Source organism: Streptomyces sp. NPDC051963 (assembly GCF_044593495.1).
GTDB lineage: Bacteria > Actinomycetota > Actinomycetes > Streptomycetales > Streptomycetaceae > Streptomyces.
Window position 1 is genome coordinate 354,940 of record NZ_JBIUCC010000008.1, and the last position, 25,528, is coordinate 380,467.

Below are 25,528 nucleotides of genomic sequence, written 5' to 3' on the forward strand. Positions count from 1 at the left end.
ATGAATGACAGGGTGACCCCTCTCACATTGGTCTGTCGAGAGTGCGTGACCGGAATGTAGTGGAACCGGCAGGTATGTCGTTCTCGTCTACCGCAGGGGGTAAGCCCCCACACAGGACACTGGTACATGGTTCGGACAGGGGTAGGGATGCGGTGTCCGGGCGACGATTCACGGTTCGGTACGCGTGCGGAAGGTTCCGTGCGGCGCATGGAGGAGGCATCGGTGGCGGGCGAGTCCCCCGACAGGTCCAAGCAGCGCGAGTCGTCGGCAGAACCGACGCCGGGGAGCGCGAGTCCGGTTCCCGAAGCCAGGAGCGAGGCCGTCGATCCGCGGCTCGCGGTGGCACGGGACGCGGGGGCCGCGACGTCGTCGTCCTCGGCGTCCGTGTCGTCCTCGGAACCCGAGGCGCGTGGTGGCGTGGACACGGCGACGAAGATCTTCTCGGTACGGGATCTTCCGAAGGATGTGCGGGGGGTCGAGGGCGAGGCGGAGGCCGAGGGTGAGGGCGAGGCGGCTGCCGGCGAGGAGAGCTCTTCCGACGGTCCGGAGGATTCTTCCGCCGGTGACGGGACGGATGACGCCGGTGACGCCGGTGATGGTGCCGGTGACGTGGCGGATGCTGCCGGTGACGCCGACGACGCTGTAGGCGACAGCGCGGATGCCGGGGGTGAGGACCGGCTGCGGGCGGCTGTGGCGGCCTGGGTGGCCGGGGCGGACGACCCCGAGGCCGCTGACGCGGTGACGTCCGAGGAGGGCGACGCCGGGGGCGTGGTGACGTCGGGAGACGGCGAGGGCGCCGATGGTGGCGCGGAGGCGTCCGAGGGCGCCGATGAGGGCGCGGAGGGCGGTGACGAGGCCGCTGGTGAGGTCGAGGCGGAAGCCGAGGTCGACGCCGAGACGGGCGCCGACTCCGGGAGCGACGCCGGCAGCGACAGCGAGGGTGAGGCCGCGGCCGAGTCCGAAGCCGAGCCGGAGTCCGAAGCCGAGCCGGAGTCCGAAGCCGAGCCGGAGTCCGAAGCCGAGCCGGAGTCCGAAGCCGAGCCGGAGGCTGGCGCCGAGCCGCAGGACGCGACCGGCACCGACGAGGACGACGCCGACGCGGCTCCCGATGCCGATGCCGACGCCACCCCCAAGGCCGACAAGCCCCCCGTAGACCAGCCCACCGCCGTCTTCAAGGCCGTGCGGCCCTCCGCTCCCGCCGTCGATCAGCCGACCGCCATGCTGAAGCTGGGCGACGCGCCCAAGCCGTCCGTGCCCGAGGACGGCGACAAGCCCGGCGCGGGCAGCCCGCCCGAGGCCGAAGTCGAGCGCACCAGCAAGTTCGTCGCGCTCAAGCCGCTCGACGAGCCGCGTCCGGACGCGGCGAAGCCGGCGACGCCGGACGCAACCAAGGCCGTGCCGCAGGTCGGGCCGGAGCGGACGACGCAGCAGCCGTTGCCGCCGAAGCCGCCGCTGGATCTGCTGGCGGAGTTGACGAACACGCCGCCGCCCCCGCAGACACCGCTGCGGACGGCTGCGCGCCGGGTCAAGATCTGGACGCCGCTGGCTTTGCTGCTGGCGATCGTCTTTGCGGTCGTACAGGCTGTGCGCCCGCTGCCGACGCCGGAGCTCGCGCTCACCGCCGAGGACGCCTACACCTTTGAGGGCGGCAAGGTCGACATCCCGTGGCCTTCCGACGGGCAGGCCGCCCTCAACGTCCAGGGCATCGGCACGTTCGGCAGTTCCGGCGACCAGAAGCCGGTCCCCATCGCCAGCGTCGCCAAGGTCATGACGGCGTACATCATCCTCAAGGACCACCCGCTCAAGAGCGGCGACGACGGCCCGAAGATCAAGATCGACCAGACCGCGCAGGATCAGTCCGACGCCGGCCAGGAGTCCACCGTCGACGTCACCGCGGGCGACTCGATCACCCAACGCGAGGCGCTGGAAAGCATCCTCATCGCATCGGCCAACAACGTCGCCCGTCTCCTCGCCCGCTGGGACGTGGGCTCGGAGAAGGCGTTCGTGGAGAAGATGAACGCCGCCGCCGAGGACCTCGGCATGACCAATACGACGTACACCGACCCCTCCGGGCTGAACGACACCACTGTCAGCACCGCCGTGGACCAGGTGAAGCTCGCCGAGGCCGCCATGGAGGAACCCGCCTTCCGCGAGGTCGCCGCGATGATGTCGTACGACGACTACAAGGGTGTCAACCGCTCGAACTGGAACCAGCTCGTCGGCAAGAACGGCGTCGTCGGCATCAAGACCGGCACCACCACCTCCGCCCTCGGCAACCTCGTCTTCGCCGCGAAGAAGGACGTCGGCGGCGAGACCCGCACCATCATCGGGGCGGTCGTCCGACAGCCCGCCGGCGGCCCGGAGAACACCATCCTCAGTGCCGCACTCGACGGCGGCGACAAGCTGATCCGCGCCGCCCAGAGCGCCCTGCAGGCCGCGACCATCATCAAGAAGGGGGAAGTGGTCGGTTACGTCGACGACGGCCTCGGTGGCCACACCCCGGTCGTCGCCACCAAGGACGTCACCGCCGTCGGCTGGTCCAGCCTGAAGGTCAAGCTGGACTTCACCGCCGACGCCGTACCGCACACCGCGAAGGCCGGCACCAAGGTCGGCACACTCACCGTCGGCGACGGCGGCACGGCCGGTGCCGTGAAGGTGCCGGTGGCGCTTCAGACGGACCTCGCCGAGCCGGGCTTCACGGACAAGTTGACGCGCCTCACCTGATCCCGGGCGTGCTGTCCTCTGCCGTGGCCCGTCGTACGGCCCCACCCGGGAGCCGTGCGGCGGGCCACGTGTTAGCGTCGCGAATCGGGGCAGGTCACCGCTCAGGGGACGCGGCCGGGAAAGCCGCAGGGACGCGGCAGGCAACGGCCGGGGAACGGGACGCGTCCTGAAGAGAACAGAAGACAGGACACGGGGAGTGCCTTCAGGTGGCCACTGCGGAGCCGAAACACGCAGACGAAGCCGATCCGGACCCAGGATCCGGCCCGCGAATACGCGTGCCCGCACCGCAGACCGACACTGAGCACGGCGGTACGGCATCAGCGGTCGGCCGCGTCGTCCTGGCCCTCCGGGAACGGCTTCTGCGCCACCCCGTCCTGTCCGTCACCGCCCTCTCCGGCGTCCTCCACATCGTCTGGTTCTTCACGTTCGCGAACAGCGGCGGCGACCTCGCGGCGCAGGACGCCTGGGCCGAGTTCGTCGGCCGGCACCCGGACTCGGCGTACAACCTCGCCTGGTACGGCGGTATGCACCCGGTGTCGTACAGCGTGGTGTCGCCGTATCTGATGTCCGTCCTCGGTGTCCGTACGACGATGATGATCGCGGGGACGATCTCCGCGGGCCTGCTGACGCTGATCCTGCTGCGCAGCCGATCGGTGAAGAACCCGCTGTGGGCGGCGGTCGCGGGTGTGTTCGCGTTTCTGTGCAATGCCGCGTCGGGGCGGGTGACGTTCGGGCTGGGCACGGTGTTCGCACTGGGTGCGGTCGCGGTGGTGTTCTGCTGGCCGTACCGCTGGCGCTACAAACGCTGGGCGAAGGCGCTGTGCGCGGCCCCGCTGGCCGCGCTCGCCACGATGGCCTCGCCGGTGGCGGGTCTCTTCGTGGGGCTGGTGGCCGTCGCCCTCTTCCTCCAGAAGCGCCGGCCGGGCGCCTGGGCGCTGGGACTGGCGCCCGCGGCCGTGGTCGCCGTGTCCGCCTGGATGTTCCCCTTCGCCGGCACCCAGCCGATGTCCTTCGGCTCGGCTTCGCTGCCGCTGCTCTACTCGGTCATCGTCCTCTTCGCGGTACCGCGCGAGTGGAAGACGGTGCGGATCACCTCCGCCGTGTACGGACTCTCGGTCCTGCTGGTGTGGCTGATCAGCTCGCAGATCGGCTCCAACATCACGCGGCTGCCGATGCTGTTCGCGGGGGTCGCGCTGGTCGCCGCGCTGCCGTTCACGGTGCCGCGCACCCGCAAGTGGTACGCGCTCGTCGTGACCGTCGTCGGATTCAACGCGTGGATCGGCTTCAAGTCCGTCGACGACGTCGTGAACACGACCCCGACCGCCTCCTGGGCCCGCGAGCTGGCGCCGCTCGTCAACGAACTCCAGGAGGTCGGCGCCGAGAAGGGCCGCGTCGAGGTGGTCCCGGCCAGCTCCCACCGCGAGGCCTCCGCGCTCGCCCCGTACGTCAACCTGGCCCGCGGCTGGAACCGCCAGGCCGACATGGAACGCAACCCGCTCTTCTACGACGACACCCTCAACTCCGCGAACTACTACGAGTGGCTCAGGCGCTGGGCCGTCCACTTCGTCGTCCTGCCCAAGGGCAAGGCGGACGGCGACGGCGGGGAGCGCGAGCGGGATCTCGTCCAGCGCGGGATGCCGTATCTGAACCAGATCTGGGGCGACGCCAACTGGCAGCTGTTCCAGGTCACCGACCCGACGTCGATCGCCGAGCCGAACGCCGTCGTCGAGCGCACCGAGCAGACCGAGCTGACGATGAAGGTCACCGTGCCCGGCCGCATCCTCGTCCGCATCCCGTACTCGCCGTGGCTGAGCATCGTCGACGCCGAGGGCAAGAAGCTCAAGCCCCCGCAGGAGACGGAGGCCTCCAAGGACCGCCCCGACGGCACCGCGAAGACGTACAACAACCTCAACGGCTGCCTGATGGAGGCGGACGAGGACGCGGACGGGGACAAGTGGACGGTGCTGCTGGCCCCGAAGGCGGGGACCTACCGGCTGGGGGCGCCCTATGTGCTGCCACGGGGGACGCCGTGTCCGGACGAGCTCCGGTAGCGCCCCGCGCCCCTTTGGGGCGCGTTCAGCGGGCCTACTTCACCGGGCCTACTTCACTGGGAACGCCACATCGCACGCCGGGTCCTCCGCCCCCGCCGCCTCCCAGTCGGCGAAGTACACCTCGCGGCACGGCCCCGACTGCTCCAGGCCCTGCGCGGCGATCCACTGCTCCACCGCCTCAAACGCGGCCAGGATCTGCGGATGGGCGACCTGAGCCTTGGTGATCCGGGTGTAGGCGAGGCGTTGTGCGGGCTCGGCCCTGACCCGGGTCTCCCAGGCCCGTCCGTGCCCCTCGGCCCACGCCCGGGCCGCGGCCTCGTCGGCAATGGGGACGCAGGCCTCGGCGGGCCCGTCGCTCTCCATCGACACCTCGGAGTGGTAGACGACGAACGGCGCCGCGGTGATGCCGCCGCACTCCCGTGAGGCCGCCTCCAGGCGTCCCAGCGAGGCACCGATCCACGCCGGCAGTTCGCCCGCCAGCGTGTGCCGGGTCTCGGTGATGACCACCCGGGCCGGCACGTCGACCGTCTCGACCTCGAATTTTCCGTACATCTCGGAGTTCCTCCCCGACAGTCGTCCACGGAGGTACTCGGCGAGCGTCCGCTGCCCCGCCACCCGCGCCTCGACGTCCGCCCAGTACCCGGCGAGCAGTCGCGCGGCCTGGTCACCGTCGGCCGCCGCGACGACCTCGGCGATCCGGGCGAGCGGCATGTCCAGCTGTCGCAGCAGAGCCACGAGCCGGGCGGGTTCGGCCTGGTCGGCACGGTAGTAGCGGTAGCCGCTGGCCTCGTCCACATGGGCCGGGGTCAGCAGCCCGAGCCGGTCGTACAGCCGCAGGGCCTTGGCCGAGAGGCGGGCCTTCGCGGCGAACGCCCCGATGGTGAGCAGGTCCTTGTCGTCCACCACAGCATCCTCCGTCACCGGGCGCCTTCCGCCCGGTGACAAGGACGCTCACGCTTGCCCCAAGGGCAAGGTCAACCGGCCAGCTGAGCCTCCACCGCGGCGACGATCTCCGCCGACTCCGGCTCGGTCTGCGGCGAGAAGCGGGCGACGACCCGGCCGTCCCGGCCGATCAGGAACTTCTCGAAGTTCCAGCGGATGTCGCCGGTGTGCCCCTCGGCGTCGGCGAAGCCGGTCAGCCGGTCGTACAGCGCATGCCGCCCGTCCCCGTTGACCTCGACCTTCTCGGTCATCGGGAAGGTCACGCCGTACGTCGCCGAGCAGAACTCGGCGATCTCCTCGGAGCTGCCGGGCTCCTGGCCCATGAACTGGTTGCAGGGCACGCCGAGCACGGTGAAGCCACGGTCCGCGTACTGCTCCTGAAGCTTTTCCAGGCCCGCGTACTGCGGGGTCAGCCCGCACTTGGAGGCCACGTTCACGATGAGGACGGCCTTGCCCTTGTACTGGCCGAGGTCCGCCGCACCGCCCTGGAGCGCCGCGATGTCGATGTCGAGTACGGAGTCGCCGGTGGTGTCAGTAGTCATAAACGGATGCTAACTCCGGTAGGTGTCGACACCGCCCTGAGCCTCGACCAGAACGTCACCGGCAGCCGTCCGCGAGTACAGCCCCGCCCGCCCCGCCCGCCGCCGCTCCACCAGCCCCGCGTCCAGCAGCACCCGCAGATGCCGCCCGACCGAACCCAGCCCCTGCCCGGTCACGGCGGTCAGCTGGGTCGTGCTCAGGGGAGAGGCGAGGAGGACGAGGACGGTGGCGCGGGCGGTGCCGAGCAGGGCGCCGAGGCTCGCGGGCGGGGGCTTCTCGGTCACGTCGGCCAGGGCGCCCGTGCACGGGTAGATCACGGCGTACCGGCCGGGTTCCTCCCAGGACACCCAGCCCGCCTTCGGCGTCACCGGCACGAACACCAGCTCCGCGCCGGTGATCTCGCGGGGCGGGTACTCGTGCAGGTTGACCTGGAACCGGCTCTCGCCGAGCCAGCGCGTCCCCGGCCGCAGTCCGTCCAGTACGGCCGCCCAGCCGCCCCGGCTGACCTGTGTGAGCCGGGCGACCACATCGGCCTCCAGGATGCGCCGGCGCCGGGGCCAGTACGGCCGTACGGTCTCCGTCCAGACGTAGGCGAGGAGGTCGGCCGCGCGGTCGGGGAGGTCGTCGAGGTCGAGGGCGGCGGGGAGCGGGCCGGCGAGGGAGACCCTGAGATTCGCGCGGGCCTCTTCCGGGCGGGCCGTGCGGACCTGCGCGAGGGCCTCCTCGAAGGTCTCGCCGTCCCTCGGGGTGGGGGTGAGGAAGTCGGCGATCCAGTCGCGGCCGAGTCCGGCGCGGACCAGAAGTGCGGTGACGGGGTCCAACCGCTGCCGGTAGGCGGGGAGATGGGCGCGCAGCCAGGCCTGTTCGCCGGGGTGCGCGGCCGTGCCCGCGTGCAGCAGCTTCAGGCTCGCGAAGGTCTCGGCGAGCGGGGAGAGGACGAAGCGGCTGCGGGCGAGGGTGTCGGCGTTGATCTGCCACCAGCCCATGGACGTAACCCACCTTTCGCCTGTCCGCGAAACGATAACTCCCGCGTCCGGAGCCGCCCGAGACTCCGCTCATGACCGGCTACAAGTCCCTTTTCCGCACACCGGAGTTCACCCCGCTCCTGCTCACCTCCGCGGCAAGCGTCGCCGCCCAGACGACGGCCGGGCTGGCGCTCGGCACGCTCGTCTACCGGGCGACCGAGTCACCGCTGCTGTCGGCGGTGAGCATGTTCGGGCCGTCGCTGGCGCAGATGCTCGGCGCGACGCTGCTGATGTCGGGCGCGGACCGGCTGCCGCCGAGGGCGACGCTGGCGGGCATCTCGGCCGCCTTCGCGGTGGCCACGGCGGTGACGGCCGTGCCGGGACTGCCGATCTGGGCTGTTTTCGCCGTCGTCCTCGCGCAGGGGCTGATCGCGTCGCTCGGCGGGGGAGTGCGCTGGGGGCTGGTGAACGAGGTGGTCGCCAAGGGCGGTTTCATGCTGGGGCGTTCGGTGTTCAACATGATGAGCGGGCTCGTGCAGATCACCGGATACGCCGCGGGCGGCGCGCTGTTGGCGGTCCTGTCCCCGCGTACGGTCCTGCTGCTCGCGGCGGCACTGCACATCACGGCCGCGATCGGTCTCCGGCTCGGTCTGACGGCCCGCCCGCCGCGCGCCTCGGGCCGCCCTTCGGTGGCGGCTACCTGGCGCGCGAACGCCCTGCTGTGGTCCTCCCGCCCACGCCGGTACGTCTTTCTCGCCCTCTGGATCCCCAACGGCCTGGTGGTCGGCTGCGAGTCGCTGTACGTCTCCTACGCCCCCGCCCACGCGGGCACGCTGTTCGCCTGCGCGGCGCTGGGGATGTTCGTCGGGGACGTGACGGTCGGCCGGCTGCTGCCGCGCGGGGTGCGCGGGCGGCTGGGCGTACCGCTGCTGGTCCTGCTGGCGACGCCGTACGTCTTCTTCTTCCTGCACCCGCCGCTCCCGCTGGCCGCGGTCGCGGTCACCGTCGCGTCGGTCGGGTTCGGCGCCAGCCTGGTGCAGCAGGAGCGCCTGATGTCCCTGACCCCGGACGAACTGGCGGGCCAGGCCCTGGGGTTGCACGGCTCCGGCATGCTCACCATGCAGGGCGTGAGCGCGGCACTGGCGGGCTCGGTGGCCCAACTCACCTCCCCCGCCACGGCGATGACGGTCATGGCGATCACGTCGCTCGGGGTGACGGGGGCGTTGAGCGGTCTCGGTGACCTCCGGTCGCGTACCGCGGTCCGGTAACGGGCGCTCTACGCCTTGTGCGCCACCGCGCAGTAGGCGTCGACGGCGACCGTGGGGGCGGCCGAGTCCCCGGTGTCCGGGCGCCACTCGGTCACCTGGACGACGCCCGGCTCGACCAGTTCCAGGTCGTCGAAGAACCCGGCGATCTCCCCGATGCTGCGTACGTAGTACGGCACCGCGCCGCTCGCGTTGTAGGCCTCCGACGCGGCGATCATGCCCTCGCTGGTGGCGGTGCTGTCGCTGATCACCAGGTAACTGTCCGACGGCAGGCCCGCCATGAACGCGCGCACGAGTCCGCGCGCCTGCTCGTAATCGGCGACGTGACCGAGGGTGTTGAGGATCATCAGGGCGACCGGCCGGGAGAGGTCGAGCGTGCCCGCGGCGGCCTCCAGGACGGCCTTGGGGTCGTACAGGTCGGCGTCCAGATAGGCGGTCGTGCCCTCGGGGGTGCTGGTGAGCAGGGCGTTCGCGTGGGTCAGCACGATGGGGTCGTTGTCGACGTACACGATCCGGGCGTCCGGCGCCACGCGCTGGGCCACCTCGTGCGTGTTGTCGGCGGTCGGCAGTCCCGTACCCACGTCCAGGAACTGCCGGATGCCCTGCTCACCGGCGAGGTGGCGGACGGCACGCCCCAGGAAGAGCCGGCTCGTGACCGCAACGTCGACGAGACCGGGGAAGATCTCCTTGATGTGGTCCCCGATCTCCCGGTCGGCCGGGTAGTTGTCCTTGCCGCCGACGAAGTAGTTCCAGAACCTGGCCGAGTGCGGCTTGGTCGTGTCGATCCGGGCGCGTATCTCAGCGGCGGCGGCGACGTCGGGGGTGGAGTCCGGCACGGGGAGCCTCCTGCACCTTGAAGTGGGTGGGCGGGTGGTGGGTGATCAGGTACCAACTTAAATCAACTCACCGTGCGAACAGGGCCGTTCGGAGAACCGCGTGCGCGACGCCTTGACGTGTCCCTGCCCGGGTGGGTTCATGGGAGCGCTCCCATGATTCCGCCGATTGTCTGGAGTTTCGAGTGAGAACCTTGTCCGTAGTCCCCGTGCGAACCGCGAGAAGCAGCACGAAGAGTCCCGTCGCCGCGTTACTCGCCCTCCTCGTGGGGATGGTGGTCCTCGGCGCCCTGACCGCGGCACCCGCCCACGCGGAGCCGCCCCGCGCCCGCGCCACCGGCATCCACATCGACAACGGCCGTCTGCTCGAAGGCAACGGCAACGACTTCGTCATGCGCGGCGTGAACCACGCCCACACCTGGTACCCCGGCGAGACACAGTCGCTGGCCGACATCAAGTCCTTCGGCGCCAACACCGTCCGGGTCGTCCTCTCCAACGGCCACCGCTGGACGCGGAACAGCGCCGCGGACGTGGCCGCGGTCGTCGCCGACTGCAAGGCCAACCGTCTGATCTGCGTCCTGGAGGTGCACGACACCACCGGCTACGGCGAGGAGGCCGCGGCCGCCTCCCTCGACTCGGCGGCCGACTACTGGATCGGCCTGAAGAACGTCCTGGCCGGCCAGGAGGACTACGTCCTCATCAACATCGGCAACGAGCCGTGGGGCAACACGAACCCCGCGGGCTGGACCGACCCGACCGTCGCCGCCGTACAGAAACTGCGCGCCGCCGGCTTCGAGCACACGATCATGGTGGACGCGCCCAACTGGGGCCAGGACTGGCAGGGCGTCATGCGCGCCAACGCCCGGACCGTGTACGACGCCGACCCCACCGGCAACCTGATCTTCTCGATCCACATGTACAGCGTCTACGACACCGCACAGGAGATCACCGACTACCTCAACGCGTTCGTGACCGCCGGACTGCCCATCCTGGTCGGCGAGTTCGGAGGCCCCGCCGACCAGTACGGCGACCCCGACGAGGACACGATGATGGCCGCGGCCGAACAACTCGACCTCGGCTATCTGGCCTGGTCCTGGAGCGGCAACACCGACCCGATCCTCGACCTGGCGATCGGCTTCGACCCGGATCAGCTCAGCTCCTGGGGCCGGCGCGTCTTCAACGGCGCGAACGGCATCGTCCAGACGTCGAAGGAAGCCACGGTCTTCGGCGGCACCGGCGCCGACACCCAGGCCCCGACCACGCCCGGTACGCCGACAGCCTCCGCGGTCACCTCGACGTCGGCCACCCTGACGTGGCCCGCCGCCACGGACAACGTCGGCGTGACCGCGTACGACGTGGTGCGGGTCGCGGGCACCGCCGACGTACCGGTCGCCGCCTCCACCACCAACACCGTCACCCTGACCGGCCTCACCGCCGGCACGACGTACACCTTCGCCGTCCACGCCCGCGACGCCGCCGGCAACCGCTCGGCCCGCTCGGCGACGGTGACCGTCACGACGGACGCGGGCGGGGGAGTGGGCTGCACGGTCGGCTACCGGGCGGTGAACGAGTGGCCGGGCGGCTTCCAGGGCGAGATCGTGATCCGCAACACCGGTGCGACGGCGCTCAGCGGCTGGTCCCTGGCCTTCTCCTTCCCCGACGGCCAGACCATCACCAACATGTGGGGCGGGACCCCGGCCCAGACCGGCGGCGCGGTGACGGTGACGCCGGCGTCCTACACGTCCACCATTCCGGCGGCGGGGTCCGTGACGGTGGGGTTCACCGGGAGCAAGGGGGCCACGAATACGGCGCCGGCGGGCTTCGCCCTCAATGGGGTGGGGTGCGGGAGCGCCTGAACTGCCTGAGCTACGGGGCTTCGCGGCGGGTGCGGGCGTCGTGGGCTTCGAGTACGGACTGGAACTGCTCGCGTGCCCTGTCGATGCGGCCGGCCGCCAGGTACATGAGGCCGAGGCGGCTGTGGATGTCCATCTCCAGCCAGTCGTAGGCGGGTTCCGTGAGCGGGGACAACAACTGGTGCTGTTCGAGGGCCAGGCAGTGGAAGGCCGTGGCCGCGCTCAGGTCTCCCTCGCCCTGCTCCGCCGTGCCCAGCCTGGTCAGGCTGCGTGCGAGGTGGAAGATGTCCCCGCCCCTTTCGAGCAGGTCGACGGCCTGGCGGAGAAGGCGCTTGGCCTCACCGCACCGGCCGAGGCGGAGATGGACGTCGGCCGCGGAGCTCAGGACCCAGCCGAGCATTTGCGGTCTGCCGACCATCTCGGCGTGGGTCCGGGCTTCGGCGAAGGAGGCCAGCGCCGCCTCGTTCTGTTGCTCGTACTGGTGGGCGAGGCCCTGAATGAGGAGCGCCATCGTGGCGAGCCAGGCGTCGTGCCGCCGTCGGCACAGGTCTGCCGAAGTGGTGACATAGGAGATCGCCTCCTTGCCCTGGCCCAGGCTCAGGGCGGTGGCCGCCAGCCCGGTGAGAGCCCGAGCGCCTTCGCCCGGGTAGGCGTGGCGTCGGCTGCTGTGCAGCACCTCGGTGCACAAGGCTCGTGCCTCTCCGTACCGGCGCTGGTATATGCGGGTGTAGCCCAGGCAGTTCCGCACCGCGAGGGCCATCCGCGGGTCGGTGGCCTCCGCCACGTGCCCGAGCGCGATCTCCAGAGCCGTCTGGGCCTCGTGGTACCGGCCCTGCCGTACGAAGTAGTCGCACAGCGCCTCGGCGATCCAGCAGGCGTGGTCGAACTCGCCGAGTGCCACGGCGTGTCCGACGACGTCGGGCAGCTCTCCGCCCGCCGTGTCCAGCCAGGCCTCGGCGTCCTGCCAGTTCCTGAAAGGCGTTTCGGCGGGCTGGGGTCCGGTGGGGAATCCCACGGTGCCCCAGTCACTGGTGATGCGGGCGGCGTCCAGATAGAGGCGGAGTGCGGCCCTGCGTGCGGTGGCGGCCTCGTCGGGCACGGCTTCCGCGACGCGTCGTGCGTGCACGCGCACCAGGTCGTGCAGCCGGTAGCGCCCCGGCCGCGGCTCCTGCACCAGACTCGCGTCGACCAGGCTCTCCAGGACCCGCTCGGTGTCGTACGACGGCCGGCCGAGCATCGTCGCAGGCGCCAGTACGTCGAACTCGACCGTGGGCGCCAGGCCCAGCGCCCGGTATCCGCGCTGCTGCTCGGGTGTGAGCTGGTCGTACGACACCTGGAAGGTGGCCTCGACGCTACGGTCCCCGATGCTCAGTTCGCCGAGCCGCTGCCGCTCGTCGCCCGCCATACGGCCCACCAGGTGCCCCACCGTCCAGCTGCCGCGGTTCTGCAGCCGCGACCCGGCGATGCGCAGCGCCAGCGGCAGCCCGTCGCACAGTCCGACCAGCCGCTCTGTCGCCTCCGGTTCCCGGCTCGCGCGCTCCGTTCCGATGAGGTGGGTGAGCAGGGACACCGCGTCCCCGCTCGCCAGCGGCTCCAGGGTGATCCGTCGGTCGGTGTCCAGTTCGGCGAGCCGTCGGCGGCCGGCCACCAGGACCCGGCTGCCCGCTCCGGCGGGCACCAGCGGTCGGATCTGGTCGGCGTCCAGGGCGTCGTCCAGCACCAGCAGGAGACGTAGCGGGCTGGTCGTGGCGCGCCAGACGGCGGTGAGTTCGTCGAGGTCGCTCGGCAGCTCACCGGTGACCGCGCCGAGTGAGCGCAGCAGCCGCTGAAGGGCCTGCTCCGGCGTCTGCCGACGCCGGGTGCTGTGCGCGCGGAGGTCCATGAACAGGCAGCCGTCGGGGTACTGGGCGCTGAGCTCGCGGGCCGCGCGTACGACGAGCGCGGTCTTGCCGACGCCGGCGGTGCCGTCCACGGTCACGATCGACACGGATCCGGGCGCGGAGGGCGCGATCAGCTGGGCCAGTTCGGCTGTCCGCCCGGCCAAGTGCCCTGCGTCGCCCGGGAGTTCATTGACGGTACGGCGAGGTCTGGGGACCCGGCCGATCAGACGTGCGTCGTCCCTGCGCAGCACCGCCTCGTGCACGCGCCGGAGTTCCGGCCCGGGATCGACCCCGAGCTCCTCGCGCAGGCGCTCGCGCACGCCCTGATAGACGGTCAGCGCCTCCGCCTGGCGTTCGCTGCCGTACAGGGCGCGCATCCTGAGCGCCGTGACCGACTCGTCGTACGGGCTGGACAGCGACAGGGCGGCGAGGTCGTCCAGCGCGTCGGTGCAACGGCCGAGCAGCACCAGGCACTCGAGCCGCTCCACCTGCACCGTGCGCAGGCGCTGCGCCAGCCGTTGCCGCTCGACGTCGGCGAAGGGTCCGGGCAGTCCGGCCAGTGGCTCGCCGCGGAACAGGGCGAGCGCCCCGGAAAACCGGTCCAGCGCGGTGCCCGGATCACCGGCCGCCTTCGCCCGCCGGGCGCGGTCGACCTGCTCGGCCAGGTCCGTCACATCCAGTTGTACGGCGTCGGAGGTGAGCCGGTACCCGCCCCGTTCCCCGCGGATCACCGAGTCGGCGGGACCGGTGCCGTGGGCGTCGAGGGTCTGCCGTAACGCGTAGACATAGCTGGGCAGTACGCTGCGGCCGGTCTTCGGCGGATCGGCTCCCCAGACCCCGTCGAGCAGCTGTTCATGGCTCACCAGCAGGCCCGGACGCAGCGCGAGTGCGGCCAGCACGGCCTGGCGCCGGACGGGACCCAGATCCAGCGCTGCGCCGTCACGCCAGGCCAGCACGGGCCCGAGCAACGCGAGCCGAAGCCTCTGAGGAGTCGGCTGAGGCGTGGGCTGAGACGTCGGCTGAGCAAGCCGTTGAGGAAGGTGTTGAGAAGATCCCCCGCCCACCCGAAGCCTCCGCCCCGTTCCGCGCATCATCAGAATTTCATCGGCATTGCAGCGTCTGCCGCCACGGTTTGCAAGTGCCCGTCGGATCCCGCGGAAAACCGCGGGGCGGTGCCGGTGGGTGCGCCGTACCGGGCGGCGGCCGTTTGCGGGGGGAACGGCCGCCGCCCTCTCAGGAAAGGAACACGGACGTGGCGGTCGACGACGGTTCTCTCACGGGCTTGCTGCAACAGCGGAGGCTGTTCCTCACGCCGGAGCGCAGGCGTGCGGGGGTGGTGGTGTACGTATGCGTCGACGACGGGTTTCCCGGCGGGTTCCCGGTCGGTCGCGTCATCCCGTCCGAGGCCGGGACGTGGTCCGCGTACGCCCGGGTCCGTTCCGGCCGCGTCTTCGCCGACGACCGGGTGTCGGCCGGGTTGCCGAGCCTGGAGGAGGCCGTACGGGCCGTGGTGGCTCACGCCCGGTACGGCGATGTGCTGCTCGCCCTGGAGGAGGCACCGGCCCGATAGCGCCGGCTCTACTCGTCGTCGTCGCCGACGCGCACGACCGCCAGGGTGATGTTGTCGGGGCCGCCCGCCTCGATGGCGGCCTTCCACAGTTCGAAGGCCGCGCGTCCGTCGTCGTACTTGCGCATCACCTCGTCGATCACGTCCTCGGTCAGCGGGTCGGTCAGACCGTCCGTGCAGACGAGGAAGCGGTCGCCGGGCGACAGGGGCACGGACCCCACGTGGGGGCGGACCTCGCGGTAGAGGGGGCTGCCGCCCAGGCACTGGGTGACGAGGGAGGTGGTGCGCTGCCCGGGTTCGAGCGGCGGGCTGTCGTCGACGCTCACCTGACGCAGCCCGTCCCGGGAGGCCGCGAAGACCCGGCTGTCGCCCACGTTGAACGTCAGCAGCGAGTCGGGCCGGACGACGACGCCGGCCACCGTCGTCCCCATGGTCGACAGCTCGCCGCCCTCGTCGCCGCCCGCCGCCTCGTACACGGCGCGATTGCAGGCGTTCAAGGCGTCGCGCACGGCGTCCTCGCTGCTCAGGGTGGGTCCGGCCGACGCGATCCGGCGGGCCACCAGGGCGCTCGCGACCTCACCGCCGGGATGCCCGCCGAGGCCGTCGGCGACGGCGACGGCGAGGGGCGTTCCGAGCGGGAAGGCCAGGGTCTGCGGACTCTCGGTCACCGTGGCGCACAGCGTCCACGGGCCGACGACGAGGCTGTCCTCGTTCCGGTCCCGCAGCAGCCCGGGATGGCTCACCGCGCTCACGGCGATGTACGGCACTGGCACCACCCCTCACCGCTCCAGTTCCACGTACTCCTTGAAGTGCTCCAGATCGCTCCGGACGAGCCGCTCGATCGCGTTCGCCTGGGCGAACCCCCTCGGCCCGCCGAAGGTCTCCCTGATGGTGTCGGGGTCGTACTCGAGCCGCGCTTGAACCCGGGTGTGGTTCCCGTCGATGGGCTGGAGCGAGAAGGAGCCCGTCAGCTCCGGGGCGCCCGTGGTGCGCCACTCCATCACGCGTTCGTCGCCGCGGTCGGATACCTCGGCCGCGAACTGCCGGGTCTCCCCGTCGGCCTCGACGTCCAGACGCGCTCGGCCCCCCGCCTCCGTGTGCGCGTCGCGCACTCCCGCCACGAAGCGCGGATAGTTCTCCACCCGGTGCAGGCCGTCCCAGGCCGTGTCGACCGGGACGCCGACATCGATGTGTTCTTCGAGGGTGCTCATGGCCCACCTCCGGGTTCGGCGCATGATGCATGACGCATGACCTTCTGCTTCCAGTGTGCGCCCCGAACGCATCGGCAGAAGCCTCCGCATCGGCTGATCGCCGACAGTGGGTCCGGTCCGCTTACCCGCCGGGTAATCGACCCCGGCCCGCCCGCCTGCCACGCTCCAGGCATACGGAGCCCGACCGACCGGAAGGACACCATGCCCGCCTACGTCCTGGCCAACCTGAGAGAAGCCGCCCCGCACCCGGAGATCGCCGACTACATCGAGCGCATCGCCGCCACCTTCGAGCCCTACGGCGGCCGATTCCTCGTACACGTCACTCAGCACGAGGTGAAGGAGGGCAGCTGGCCCGGAAACGTCGTGATGATCGGCTTTCCCGGGATCACCGAGGCGCGGTCCTGGTGGGACTCCCCGGCCTACCAGGAGATCGCGCCCTTGCGCTCGCGGCACATCAAAGGCGACATCATCCTGATCGAAGGCGTCCCCGACGACTACGACCCGACTGCCACCGCAAGAGCGATGCGGGAGGCACTCCCCGCCGAGTAACCCTCCAGGTCTCGGCCGGGCCCAGAGCAGACCACGACCTGACGCGCTGACGAGGACCACAGGTCAGACCGGACGCGGCACGATGCTCACCGCGCGATAGTCGTAGCCGTCCTGTTTGAAGCCCGGGGCTTCCCGGGTGAGGTCCACTCGCTGTCCGGGCGACAGCCTGCGGAACCCGGTCATCCGTATGTCGGAGAAGTGGCCGAAGCAGCCGCCGGGGGTCTCGGGCGAGTCGAGCACACCCCACCCCTCCTCGTCACGCCACTCACGCACCGTCGCGGTCACCATGAGCGGAACGCTACGGCTTTGTCCGCGGCGGCGTCGGTTCGAGGGCACGCAGCGGCTGCTCCGAGCACGCCTTCGGGCCGGGCTATTTCTCACCGAGCCGCTGCAACACCGTCCCTCCGACCTCCATGCCGCTGTCACGAGAGGTGTCGACGGACTCGGTGATGATGCCCGCCCAGTACAGGGAGTTGCCGGTCGGCTCGTAGATCACGTCCTCGCCCGGGATGCCGTACTTGGAGTAGGGGGCGCGGGCGAACGGGTCCTTGAACCATTCGTGCTCAAGGAACTTGACGGGTCGGAGCTTGGGGTCACCCATGAAGTCCCGGATCACGCCCAGGACTTCCGCATAGCGGCGTTCGCGCGGCAGGGCCAGTGCCCGGGTGGTCTCCTCGCCTTCGATCAGCGCAGTGAATACCCGCCCCTTGGGACCGGGCGTGCCTTGAGGAGGGCCCAGCACGTACCACGGCGTGCTGTCGTCCTGGATGACGTCGGCCTCGCTGAGGGCGGCGGAATCCCTGGGAAACACCGAGTGGTCGAATGCAACGATCACCTTGTGGATGGATTCCTGCGGCACGGACTTGAAGATCTCCGCCTTCGCCTTCGGCAGCGGCGGCGAGAACTCGATGGTGTCTGCGGCAAGCACGGCGACGGGAATGGCGACGACCGCGGCGCGGGCCTTGTAGGTGACGGGGCGGCCCTGTCGCTCGGTGGTGACGACGACTCCGGTCGAGGAGTACTCCACGCGTTTGACGACGGTCTTCAGGCGGATGGACAGCTTGTCGGCGATCGGAGCCAGGATCTGGTCGTAGCCGCCGACGATCCGGTAGTTCTTGTAGTCGGGTCGGGGGTCGTCCTGGACGGACTTCTTCCATGGGCCGCCCGGTCGTTCACGGGTGGCGATGACGGTGTCGTGGTGGGTCTTCAACTTGAGCGCGTGGACCAGGTCCCAGGTCGACGCGTCCCGTCCGTGGATCCATTCGCATCCGAGATCGACCGGCACCGGCATCGAGGTGCGGTCGGTGAACATACGACCACCGATACGGTCCCGCGCCTCGACCACCACGACCTTCTTGCCGCCGTCGGTCAATTCCCGGGCCGCGGCCAGTCCCGCGACTCCGGCGCCGATGACGACGACATCGAAGTCCGCGTGCCCGGCGCCGGCCCCGCTCTCCTTCTTCTCTCCCGGGGAGCACGCGGCGAGGGAGCCGGCGGCTATTCCTGCGCCGGCACCGATGAGGAGCGTACGACGGCTTATCGGGCGGGGTTTGTATTCCACTTCGCCTCAGTCTTTCCATGCGTAAGGCAGTGTGCAGATGCGTAGAAGCGCAGATGTGCTGTGTGGTCCTCGTCTCAGCGACGGGGTCACTGAGGCGAGGTCTGTCCCAGCCGGCTGAGGAGTTGGGCGCCCGCCCGCTTGCCGCTGTCGTGGGAGAAGTCGATCTGATCGGTGACGACGCCGGCCCAGAACAGGGTGTCGTCGACCGGTTCGTAGATTTTCCGGACGCCGGTGACTTTCCAGGAGTGCGGAAAGGCCGCGCGGGCGAAGGGGTCCCGGGCCCATTCGTGCTCCAGGACCTTCACGGGTGTGAGGCTGCGGTCGCCCGCGATGCCTCGGAGCACGTCGAGGTACTCCTGATGTCGCTGCTCCGCCGGCATGGCCAACAGCCGCTCGGCCTCGTCCATTTCGGCACCCGCGATGATGATCCGCCCCGAGTGACGGGGATTTCCCATGGCGCCGTTCATCAGCCACATCTGCTGGTCGGCTTCGACGACGTGGTCGGCGTCGTCCGGGAACACCGGCCGGTCGAACTCCATGACGGCCTTGGAGATCGCGACATGCGGCACGGCCCGGAAAGCGTCCACCTTCGCCTTCGGCAACTCCGGGGCGAACTGGACCGCGCCGGCGTTCAATACGGCCACCGGCAACGCCACCACCACGGCACGGGCCCGGTAGATCACGCGGCGCCCCTCATGCTCGGTGTGCACGACGACTTGGCCGGGCGAATGCTCCACCAGGTGCACCACGGTGTTGAGCTGGATGGACAACCCGTGGGCGAGCGGGGCGAGTATCTGGTTGTAGCCGCCGACGACCTGGAAGTTGTAGGGGAACCTGAGGTTCTTCTTCTTCCACGGGTCTCCCACGCGCGTACGGGAGAACGTATTGCCGTGCGTGTGCGTCGCCAGCCCCTGCTCACGCACCAGTTCCCAGGTCGAGGCATTCCTTCCGTGGATGAACTGCGCTCCGAGTTCGACCGGAATGGACATCGCTCCCGTGTGGGTCCACATACGGCCGCCGATACGGTCCCGGGCCTCGACGACGACGACATTTCTGCCGGCGTCCGCCAGAACGCGGGCGGCGCTCAGTCCCGCGATTCCGGCACCGATGACGATGACATCGAGATCGCCGCCCCGCGATCCTGCCGTGTTCGGCCTCGGCCTCGACCTCGGCTCTGGCTTCGGCGGCACAGCGCGTGCCGCGTTCGACCGAGCCTGTTCGGCGGGCTCCGTGCCGGACGACCACGCGGCACGGACGTGGGCCACTGCTTCCTCAGCGACTCCGACGGCGAGGCCGAGACGACCTACTCGGGGGATCTTGTGTTCCATTCGCTTCGGCCTTTCCTCCGTGCACAGTGCGCGCACGTATTGCGGCGCACCACCCACGCTGGCCGAGCGGCCCCGAGCCCCGCCATCCGCCACCCGGCCGCCGGACCCCCGCCGGATGGGGGGAGCTGCGTCCGCGGACCCGACTGTCCTGCTCGACCTGCCTTCGTGCAGTGTGTTGACCCACGGAGAGACAAGATCGGGTGATGTGTCGGCATCCGCGTCTCGTCCGGCCTTCCCCGTGGTCGGTCCGGTGGCTCGTAGCCGAACAGCCCCTACTGACGAAGAAGATCGGCATTCAGCGGGCTCTCCGTCACTCTCCGCAGCTCTTCGTTGCTCTCAGTCCGATCCGTGTCTTGGTAGACATACGGCGATCGGGATTCGACGCCTCATGACGAGGCCAGGAAGAGCACTTGGGGGACCCACCAGCATGGGCCTGAACAAGATCATTTCCGGTTTGGGGGCAACGGCAGCGGCCGTCGGCCTCATTCTGGCCGCCGGCCCGCCCGCAGCCGCTGCGGGCAAGTGGTGCAACCACTCGGTCTGCATCGAGACCTACGACATCGGCACCTACCTCGGCAGGGTGGAGGTGTCGGTCACCAACACGAACCAGCCGAACAGGATCAGCGCACGGGTGTGGACCACGAACGGCTGGAGCGCCAACACCAAGGTCGAGGACGTCGCCAAGTTCCGGACCTACAGGGACCAGGCCTATCCCCAACGCCACTTCCCTGCAGGCACCCGACTCTGCGCAGAGGGCTTCCGCGGCGGTGCCGGCGTGGGGCTCCCCTGCGTCACGATCACGAATTGACCTGACGCCGTCGGCCCCGGACCGGTGGCCCGGGCCTTGCCTGGGATGACAGAGCTGTCCGCCGTCCCGTCTCAACCGGACTGGTCCACGCGCAAGCGACCGGACCAGTCGCTTGAGACGGGTGCCGGTGTACCGATGTGCTTGGTTGTACCGGTTGTACAGGTTGTACCGGTTGGTTGGTTCGAATGCCAGTTGCCGCTAGCGACGCACCTTGAACCTCATGTGCAGCACCCCGTGGCCCTGGACGACCACATGCGGATCCTCCAGCAGGTGCTGCCCATCGATGCTGCCGAAGTAGCGCTTACCCGACCCGAACACCACCGGCACCACGTCCAGCGCCACCTCGTCCACGAGGCCGGCCGCGAGGATCTGGCCGCCCACTTCACCGGCGTTCACACCGATGGTTCGGTCCCCGGCGAGTTTCTGGGCCTTGTCGATCGCGGCTGTCACACCATCGACGAAATGGTACGAGGCCTCGGGGTGCCAGCCCTCGGGCTTGGGCCGGTGGGACACCACGACCACGTGGTCACCCGCGGGCGGCTTACCCTCCCAGCCGTTCACCAGGTCGAAGAGGTGGCGGCCCATCACGATCGTGCCGATCGCCTCCCACATCGGCCGGACGTACGCCGCCGAGGCACGTGAGACCTTGAAGACGCTGCCGGCGCCGGAATGGTCGTATTGCTGGTCGCCGCCCTGGGTGATCGGGGTGTCCCCGTTGAAGTACCAATCGTGGAGTGGCCCGACCTGGTCGTTCTCGTCGGCGATGAAGCCGTCCACCGACATCACGCTGTGCATGACTACCGTGCCCACAGGTCCTCCTCGAATCTCCTCGCGCGTCCACCTCCGATCTTGTCGCCCCGCGAGGCGACGAGGCTTGCAAAAAATCAATCGGCGGGCATCGGACCGCTGTCCGGCGGGAACCCCGGCTCGGCGGGGAACCGGCGCCGCAGGGCCAGGTACTGCGTCGGGGTGTGGCCGGTGAAGTCCTTGAACTCCCTGCTGAAGTGGGCCTGGTCGAAGTAGCCCGCGGTTTGGGCGAGTTCCGCCCAGTCGACCGGACGCAGGGTGTCCACGGACAGGATCAGCCGGGCAAAGCGGTAGATCCGCGCCACCCGCTTCGGGGTGACCCCGATATGAGACTTGAACTGCGTGGCCAGGTGATTGCCGCTCACCCCGGCCGCCTCGGTCAGCGCGGCGACCGGGACCGCACCGTGGGCGGTCTCCAAACGCCCGCCCGTGTGCTGGACCAGGTCGAGCCCGCGCGACGGTGCCTCGGCAAGCCGCGATCGCAGCTCCGCTTCCAACGCCCGCAGTGTCTCGGTGGCCGATGAGACATCGCCGACCTGGTTTCGGATCCGATCCACAGACCCTCCCCAGACGGCGTCGACCGGCAGCCATCGGTCCCGCAGCTCGGTGGCCGGCACATCGACGAACGGCGAGATCCCCCAGGGCTTGAAGTGCACCCCCACGACCTGCACTCGTGCGGGGTACTCGACGATGAAACGCCTGGTCCACACCCCCATGAACCACCCATCGACGAACACCGACGGCGGCACCGAGGCAACGGAATCCCACAGGCGGACGGGGTCGCCCAGATTGAGGAACAGATGCGCCGACGGCATCGGCGGAACATTCATCCGACGGTGCCGCGGCACCCCGGTCAAGACGTAGATGTCGTCGATGAATCGGTCGAGCGGCGGGGCAGGAACCCGCCCGACGTATTCCATGCAACCCAGTGTGACCGACAAGGCCCCAGCACGCGAGGGAGGCCGCAGGCCCTGCCATTTCGGTCGTCTGATGCCTTCCCTGTCTGCCACCCAGTGCCGACTCACGGCCGTGGGCGGATGCTGCCTGTGTGAAGCTGAATGAGACGGAAATTGAGACGGGCGGCGGAGACGGGCTCGATAGCATCCTCGGTGTCGAGGGGGGGAACATGGCACTGGTCCGCAAAGGCGCGCGGCGCATTGTTGTCGACGGCACGGGCTATCGCTGGAGCCTGCGAGGCAGGCCTACCTACTGCCAGGGTCTGGCCTGGTCGCCGTGCTCGTTCGCGGTCGAGCACGCGGATACCCCAGGGACAACGCTCGTCGTCACCACCAACCAGCCGCATGCGAGCAACTGGATAGGTCGTGAGGCCGTACCTGTGAAGCCATCCGACGTTGCAGCGGCCATTCGGCTGGCCCTGCGCGAAGGATGGACTCCTACGGCACCGGGCTCTGCGTTCCCACTCGACCAGTCAGCCGGCTTCACGCCCGGCTTCTGAGCCAGGAAGGGAAGAGACGGTGCCTGTGTCTCAGCCGACGACAGTCGGCCCCGCCGTCGGGTGCCGTTGACCAGGCTTCTGGCGGCCGGTGGCGGAACACACGGCTCCGGAGGGTCCGTCGATTCAGGCCGTACGGGCAGGTCACCGACGTCCTCAGACCACCCCGACGCCGAGACATCGCTGCGCCTACGCGTCCACGGCGCAGCCGATGTCGAGCAAGACCGGGGGAGAGAGATCGTGGACCGACCACTGCTGTTCCTCGACATGGACGGGCCACTCAACCCCTATGCGGCCAAGCCGGAGAAGCGCTCCGATGGCTACACCACACACAGAGTGCCCCAGGACCGCGGAACTCCAGACGAACACAGAGGACTCTCGGCCCGGCGGCGCCCCCTGCGGGTCTGGCTCAACCCAGAGCACGGGCGATCCCTGCTCCAGCTCGGCTACGAACTGTGCTGGGCCACCACATGGATGGACGACGCCAACCGGTGGATCGCCCCGGTGCTCAGCCTTCCCGAACTCCCCTTCGTGGACTTCGGCGACGCGTTGTTCCAGGACCGCCCCGACGGGGTCCACTGGAAGACCGGTCCTCTGGTGGACCACGCCAACGGCCGTCCTTTCGCCTGGGTGGACGACGAACAGAGCGATCTGGACCAGGCATACGTGACCGCCCACCACCGCGGGCCCGGGCTGCTGCACCACGTCAACGCGCGAATCGGTCTGCGCGAGGACGACTTCCGCACGCTCGCCGACTTCGCCCGTTCCCTGGGCGCTCCACGAGCCACCGACTGAGCGCGTCCCCCGTCCTTCAGAAAGCCCTGTGCTCGGTTCCGAGCCTGGAACACAGGGTCGTGGTCTTCGGAATCGGTCCCCGATCCCATTCAGGCATCGACATGCGTCGGCGTACCGTGGAGGCAGCCGGGGGTGCCGGGGGGCGTGATGAGTGTCGAATACGACGACCATTTTGACTTCAGAGGCGGGCAGTTCACAGGGCCGGTGATCGGCAGGGCGGACTATCAGCCGTATGTGCCCGCGCCCACCGCTGTCGATTCTCTGCCTGCCAGGACGGTCGGCTTCACCGGCCGCGACGACGAACTGCGCAAGCTGCTGGAGGCTTTGGATCCGGCGCAGCCGGGGCCTCAGGCCGTGCTGGTCGCCGCGGTGTCGGGACTCGGTGGCATCGGCAAGACAGCCCTCGCGGTGGAGGCCGCCCATGAGGCGCAGGCTCGGGGGTGGTTTCCTGGCGGCACGCTCTTTGTCGATCTGCACGGCTACGACGAGTCGCCGATCAGTGCCGATGTGGCATTGCAGTTGCTGCTGCGGGCGCTGGGCACCCGGCCGGAGCACATCCCGGTACAAGCCGAGGAACGTTCCGCGTTCTACCGCGCGGCGCTCGCCCGTCGCGCGCGGGAGAGCGGACCAGTACTGGTGGTGGCAGACAACGCTTCGTCGGTCAGCCAGGTGCGACCGCTGCTGCCCGGCGACTTTCGCCACCGCATGCTGACGACGTCACGACACAGGTTCCCCACCCTGGGCGCTCGACTGCTCGCCTTGGACGAGTTGTCGACGCAGGGCGCCTGCGAACTGCTCGACCGCGCGCTGCATGCGGCAGATCCCGCCGATGCGCGGATGGCGGGCCATGCCTCGCAGGCATCCGCTCTGGCCGCGCTGTGCGGCTGCCTGCCGCTTGCCCTTCAGATCGCCGCGGCCCTGCTGATCGCGGACCACAGCATGTCCCTGAGTGAATTCGGCCGCGACCTGACAGCGTCGCGCAGCCTTCTGGACCAACTGGATGACGGGGAGCGCAGCGTGCGGGCCACCTTCGAGCTCTCCTATCGCGCTCTTCCGGCCCAGCAGGCCAGGTTGCTGCGGCTGTTGGCACTCGCACCGGGACCGGAGACCGGAATCGAGGCCATCACCGCGCTACTGGGCGAAGCCAACTCGCCGCGCGCCGACCTCGCTGTGCTGGAGCGCGCCCATCTCATACAGCGCGGCAGCAGCCGACACCGATGGCGTATGCACGATCTCGTGAGGGAGTACGCGGCCCAGGTTGCCGAGAGCAATGACGTCTTGGCCGAAGAGTCCGCGGCCGCACGGGAGCGAGTGCTGGAGCACTATGTGCAACGCACGGCCGCCGCCGTCGACCTGGTCCGCTGGTGGACTGACACGCCTGTGCCTCAACAGGTGTTCAGCAGCCGAGCGCAGGCCGTCACCTGGCTCGACACCGAGCGCGCGAATCTGCTGGCCACGATGCACGGCACGGCGCAGCCACGCCACGGCACTCTCCTGGTCCGGCTGGGCCTGCTGCTGGGCACCTACCTGTATTTCCGCCGCTACTACGACGACTTCGTCACCGTCAGCCGTCACACACAGGACACGGCCCGCCTCATCGGCGACCGCGTGGCCGAAGCCCAAGCCTGCAACTACCTCGGCCTGGCGCTGCGCTCGGCGGACCGGCCGGTCGAAGCCATCGATGCTCTCACCCGTGCCCGCGACCTGCTGGCAGCAGTCGGCGACCGGACCGGAGAGGCCTTCGCCTGGAACTTCCTCGGCTCCGCACTGCGTGTCGCCGGCAGCCCCAGTGAGGCCCTCCCGGTCCTGGAACGGGCGGGTGAGCTGTTCCGGGCCCTCAGTGACAGCAATGGGCAGGCCTACGTGTTCAACAACACGGGATTCGCCCTGATGGACCTTGGCCGCCCTCACGACGCCATCGACGCCCACACCCGGGCACGGAAACTGTTCCGCACAGCCGGCAACCGCGACCGTGAAGCCAAGGCCTGGCGCAACACCGGCATCGCGCTACAGGCCACCGGCAACACCGCTGAAGCCGTCGACGCCTACACCAAAGCCCTCACCATCCAGCACGAGTTCGAGGACTGGCACGCCATCGGCACCACCCACCAACACCTCGCCGACGCCCACGAGAACGCCGGCCACCTCGACGAAGCCCGCCACCACTGGCTCGCCGCCGCCGACGCCTACCAACAAGCCGACGCCGAACCAGAAGCCGTCCAAGCCCGTGAGCGAGCCACCGCGCTGCCTCCCCCCGACCGCCCCACCCCACCGCCGACCAGTAGCGAGTGACGAGAATCGAACTCGCGTGTTTCGGACTCACCTACCTGGAGCCGCGTGGTCCCGGAGCGGCAGCACGGGCGGGCGCCGGATTACCGATGAGGCCCTCGCCTTGG

22 protein-coding genes are annotated in these 25,528 nt (G+C 69.9%); 10 read left to right on the forward strand and 12 right to left on the reverse strand.

The features are described from left to right. Positions 1-207 precede the first annotated feature (207 nt). Together ACIHFB_RS33055 and ACIHFB_RS33060 are read left to right on the forward strand one after the other, a co-directional pair. Entirely contained in the window at positions 208-2,724 is a 2,517-nt protein-coding gene (locus ACIHFB_RS33055; RefSeq protein WP_400128876.1) for a serine hydrolase, read from the forward strand. 206 nt (positions 2,725-2,930) lie between these two features. Continuing rightward, positions 2,931-4,775 carry an MFS transporter gene (locus tag ACIHFB_RS33060; protein WP_365276073.1) on the forward strand — a complete coding sequence of 615 codons (1,845 nt, stop codon included), beginning with the start codon at positions 2,931-2,933 and terminating at the stop codon, positions 4,773-4,775. 48 nt (positions 4,776-4,823) lie between these two features. On the opposite strand, the gene ACIHFB_RS33065 is transcribed toward ACIHFB_RS33060, so the two are convergent. Genes ACIHFB_RS33065 through ACIHFB_RS33075 form a run of 3 tightly spaced genes read right to left on the reverse strand, consistent with a single transcriptional unit; the run spans position 4,824 to position 7,243 of the window. Next, the gene (locus ACIHFB_RS33065) at positions 4,824-5,696 is read right to left on the reverse strand and encodes a MerR family transcriptional regulator (protein ID WP_400128877.1); all 873 of its coding nucleotides are present in this window, start codon (positions 5,694-5,696) and stop codon (positions 4,824-4,826) included. A gap of 53 nt (positions 5,697-5,749) precedes the next feature. Continuing rightward, positions 5,750-6,259: a glutathione peroxidase gene (locus tag ACIHFB_RS33070; RefSeq protein WP_365276078.1), complete on the reverse strand. Its 510-nt coding sequence runs from the start codon at positions 6,257-6,259 to the stop codon at positions 5,750-5,752. 9 nt (positions 6,260-6,268) lie between these two features. Then, complete coding sequence (locus ACIHFB_RS33075; protein WP_365276081.1) at positions 6,269-7,243, reverse strand: ArsR family transcriptional regulator; 975 nt, start codon at positions 7,241-7,243, stop codon at positions 6,269-6,271. Between the two features lie 71 nt (positions 7,244-7,314). Between ACIHFB_RS33075 and ACIHFB_RS33080 the strand changes: the two genes are divergently transcribed. After that, entirely contained in the window at positions 7,315-8,490 is a 1,176-nt protein-coding gene (locus ACIHFB_RS33080; protein ID WP_365276084.1) for an MFS transporter, read from the forward strand. An 8-nt stretch (positions 8,491-8,498) separates the two neighbouring features. Here the strand turns inward: ACIHFB_RS33080 and ACIHFB_RS33085 are convergent, their stop codons facing one another. Continuing rightward, positions 8,499-9,323 carry an SAM-dependent methyltransferase gene (locus ACIHFB_RS33085; RefSeq protein ID WP_400128878.1) on the reverse strand — a complete coding sequence of 275 codons (825 nt, stop codon included), beginning with the start codon at positions 9,321-9,323 and terminating at the stop codon, positions 8,499-8,501. Between the two features lie 206 nt (positions 9,324-9,529). On the opposite strand from ACIHFB_RS33085, the gene ACIHFB_RS33090 reads away from it, so the two are divergent. Continuing rightward, positions 9,530-11,176: a cellulase family glycosylhydrolase gene (locus tag ACIHFB_RS33090; RefSeq protein WP_400128879.1), complete on the forward strand. Its 1,647-nt coding sequence runs from the start codon at positions 9,530-9,532 to the stop codon at positions 11,174-11,176. 10 nt (positions 11,177-11,186) lie between these two features. Here the strand turns inward: ACIHFB_RS33090 and ACIHFB_RS33095 are convergent, their stop codons facing one another. Next, positions 11,187-14,009, reverse strand: a complete 2,823-nt coding sequence (locus tag ACIHFB_RS33095; protein ID WP_365276092.1) for a BTAD domain-containing putative transcriptional regulator — start codon at positions 14,007-14,009, stop codon at positions 11,187-11,189. Between the two features lie 296 nt (positions 14,010-14,305). Between ACIHFB_RS33095 and ACIHFB_RS33100 the strand changes: the two genes are divergently transcribed. After that, complete coding sequence (locus ACIHFB_RS33100) at positions 14,306-14,623, forward strand: hypothetical protein (RefSeq protein ID WP_365276095.1); 318 nt, start codon at positions 14,306-14,308, stop codon at positions 14,621-14,623. Positions 14,624-14,631: 8 nt separating this feature from the next. On the opposite strand, the gene ACIHFB_RS33105 is transcribed toward ACIHFB_RS33100, so the two are convergent. Then, positions 14,632-15,387, reverse strand: coding sequence for a PP2C family protein-serine/threonine phosphatase (locus ACIHFB_RS33105; protein ID WP_400128880.1), 756 nt, complete (start codon positions 15,385-15,387; stop codon positions 14,632-14,634). A gap of 12 nt (positions 15,388-15,399) precedes the next feature. Beyond that, positions 15,400-15,831, reverse strand: a complete 432-nt coding sequence (locus tag ACIHFB_RS33110; protein WP_400128881.1) for an SRPBCC family protein — start codon at positions 15,829-15,831, stop codon at positions 15,400-15,402. Between the two features lie 201 nt (positions 15,832-16,032). On the opposite strand from ACIHFB_RS33110, the gene ACIHFB_RS33115 reads away from it, so the two are divergent. Then, a complete protein-coding gene (locus ACIHFB_RS33115) occupies positions 16,033-16,380 on the forward strand; it encodes a DUF1330 domain-containing protein (protein WP_365276104.1) in 348 nt (115 codons plus the stop codon). Positions 16,381-16,443: 63 nt separating this feature from the next. On the opposite strand, the gene ACIHFB_RS33120 is transcribed toward ACIHFB_RS33115, so the two are convergent. From ACIHFB_RS33120 to ACIHFB_RS33130, 3 genes are all read right to left on the reverse strand, one after another. Beyond that, a complete protein-coding gene (locus tag ACIHFB_RS33120) occupies positions 16,444-16,668 on the reverse strand; it encodes a cold-shock protein (RefSeq protein ID WP_400128882.1) in 225 nt (74 codons plus the stop codon). A gap of 82 nt (positions 16,669-16,750) precedes the next feature. Continuing rightward, on the reverse strand, positions 16,751-17,941 hold the full coding sequence (locus tag ACIHFB_RS33125) for a flavin monoamine oxidase family protein (protein ID WP_400128883.1): 1,191 nt from the start codon (positions 17,939-17,941) through the stop codon (positions 16,751-16,753). A gap of 86 nt (positions 17,942-18,027) precedes the next feature. Continuing rightward, positions 18,028-19,269, reverse strand: coding sequence for an NAD(P)/FAD-dependent oxidoreductase (locus ACIHFB_RS33130; protein WP_365276113.1), 1,242 nt, complete (start codon positions 19,267-19,269; stop codon positions 18,028-18,030). Positions 19,270-19,696: 427 nt separating this feature from the next. Here ACIHFB_RS33130 and ACIHFB_RS33135 point away from each other — a divergent pair, with 427 nt between their 5' ends. Next, positions 19,697-20,077 (forward strand): hypothetical protein, encoded by a 381-nt coding sequence (locus tag ACIHFB_RS33135; protein ID WP_365276116.1) that lies wholly within the window; start codon positions 19,697-19,699, stop codon positions 20,075-20,077. 198 nt (positions 20,078-20,275) lie between these two features. Here ACIHFB_RS33135 and ACIHFB_RS33140 read toward each other — a convergent pair whose 3' ends face one another. Then, entirely contained in the window at positions 20,276-20,887 is a 612-nt protein-coding gene (locus ACIHFB_RS33140; protein ID WP_400128884.1) for a dihydrofolate reductase family protein, read from the reverse strand. 74 nt (positions 20,888-20,961) lie between these two features. Then, positions 20,962-21,804 carry a helix-turn-helix domain-containing protein gene (locus tag ACIHFB_RS33145; protein WP_365276122.1) on the reverse strand — a complete coding sequence of 281 codons (843 nt, stop codon included), beginning with the start codon at positions 21,802-21,804 and terminating at the stop codon, positions 20,962-20,964. Between the two features lie 206 nt (positions 21,805-22,010). Here ACIHFB_RS33145 and ACIHFB_RS33150 point away from each other — a divergent pair, with 206 nt between their 5' ends. The 3 genes from ACIHFB_RS33150 to ACIHFB_RS33160 all read left to right on the forward strand — a co-directional run bounded on the left by ACIHFB_RS33150 (position 22,011) and on the right by ACIHFB_RS33160 (position 25,424). After that, complete coding sequence (locus tag ACIHFB_RS33150) at positions 22,011-22,340, forward strand: hypothetical protein (RefSeq protein ID WP_365276786.1); 330 nt, start codon at positions 22,011-22,013, stop codon at positions 22,338-22,340. A gap of 237 nt (positions 22,341-22,577) precedes the next feature. Beyond that, positions 22,578-23,132 carry a hypothetical protein gene (locus tag ACIHFB_RS33155; RefSeq protein WP_400128885.1) on the forward strand — a complete coding sequence of 185 codons (555 nt, stop codon included), beginning with the start codon at positions 22,578-22,580 and terminating at the stop codon, positions 23,130-23,132. A gap of 147 nt (positions 23,133-23,279) precedes the next feature. Next, a complete protein-coding gene (locus tag ACIHFB_RS33160) occupies positions 23,280-25,424 on the forward strand; it encodes a tetratricopeptide repeat protein (RefSeq protein ID WP_400128886.1) in 2,145 nt (714 codons plus the stop codon). Positions 25,425-25,528 lie beyond the last annotated feature (104 nt).

Bases quoted from the DNA above. Each gene is read 5' to 3' on its own strand.
- ACIHFB_RS33055 (WP_400128876.1), top strand. From the start codon at position 208: ATGGAGGAGGCATCGGTGGCGGGCGAGTCCCCCGACAGGTCCAAGCAG.
- ACIHFB_RS33070 (WP_365276078.1), bottom strand. From the start codon at position 6,259: ATGACTACTGACACCACCGGCGACTCCGTACTCGACATCGACATCGCG.
- ACIHFB_RS33075 (WP_365276081.1), bottom strand. From the start codon at position 7,243: ATGGGCTGGTGGCAGATCAACGCCGACACCCTCGCCCGCAGCCGCTTC.
- ACIHFB_RS33080 (WP_365276084.1), top strand. From the start codon at position 7,315: ATGACCGGCTACAAGTCCCTTTTCCGCACACCGGAGTTCACCCCGCTC.
- ACIHFB_RS33110 (WP_400128881.1), bottom strand. From the start codon at position 15,831: ATGAGCACCCTCGAAGAACACATCGATGTCGGCGTCCCGGTCGACACG.
- ACIHFB_RS33115 (WP_365276104.1), top strand. From the start codon at position 16,033: ATGCCCGCCTACGTCCTGGCCAACCTGAGAGAAGCCGCCCCGCACCCG.
- ACIHFB_RS33120 (WP_400128882.1), bottom strand. From the start codon at position 16,668: ATGGTGACCGCGACGGTGCGTGAGTGGCGTGACGAGGAGGGGTGGGGT.
- ACIHFB_RS33130 (WP_365276113.1), bottom strand. From the start codon at position 19,269: ATGGAACACAAGATCCCCCGAGTAGGTCGTCTCGGCCTCGCCGTCGGA.
- ACIHFB_RS33135 (WP_365276116.1), top strand. From the start codon at position 19,697: ATGGGCCTGAACAAGATCATTTCCGGTTTGGGGGCAACGGCAGCGGCC.
- ACIHFB_RS33145 (WP_365276122.1), bottom strand. From the start codon at position 21,804: ATGGAATACGTCGGGCGGGTTCCTGCCCCGCCGCTCGACCGATTCATC.
- ACIHFB_RS33150 (WP_365276786.1), top strand. From the start codon at position 22,011: ATGGCACTGGTCCGCAAAGGCGCGCGGCGCATTGTTGTCGACGGCACG.
- ACIHFB_RS33160 (WP_400128886.1), top strand. From the start codon at position 23,280: ATGAGTGTCGAATACGACGACCATTTTGACTTCAGAGGCGGGCAGTTC.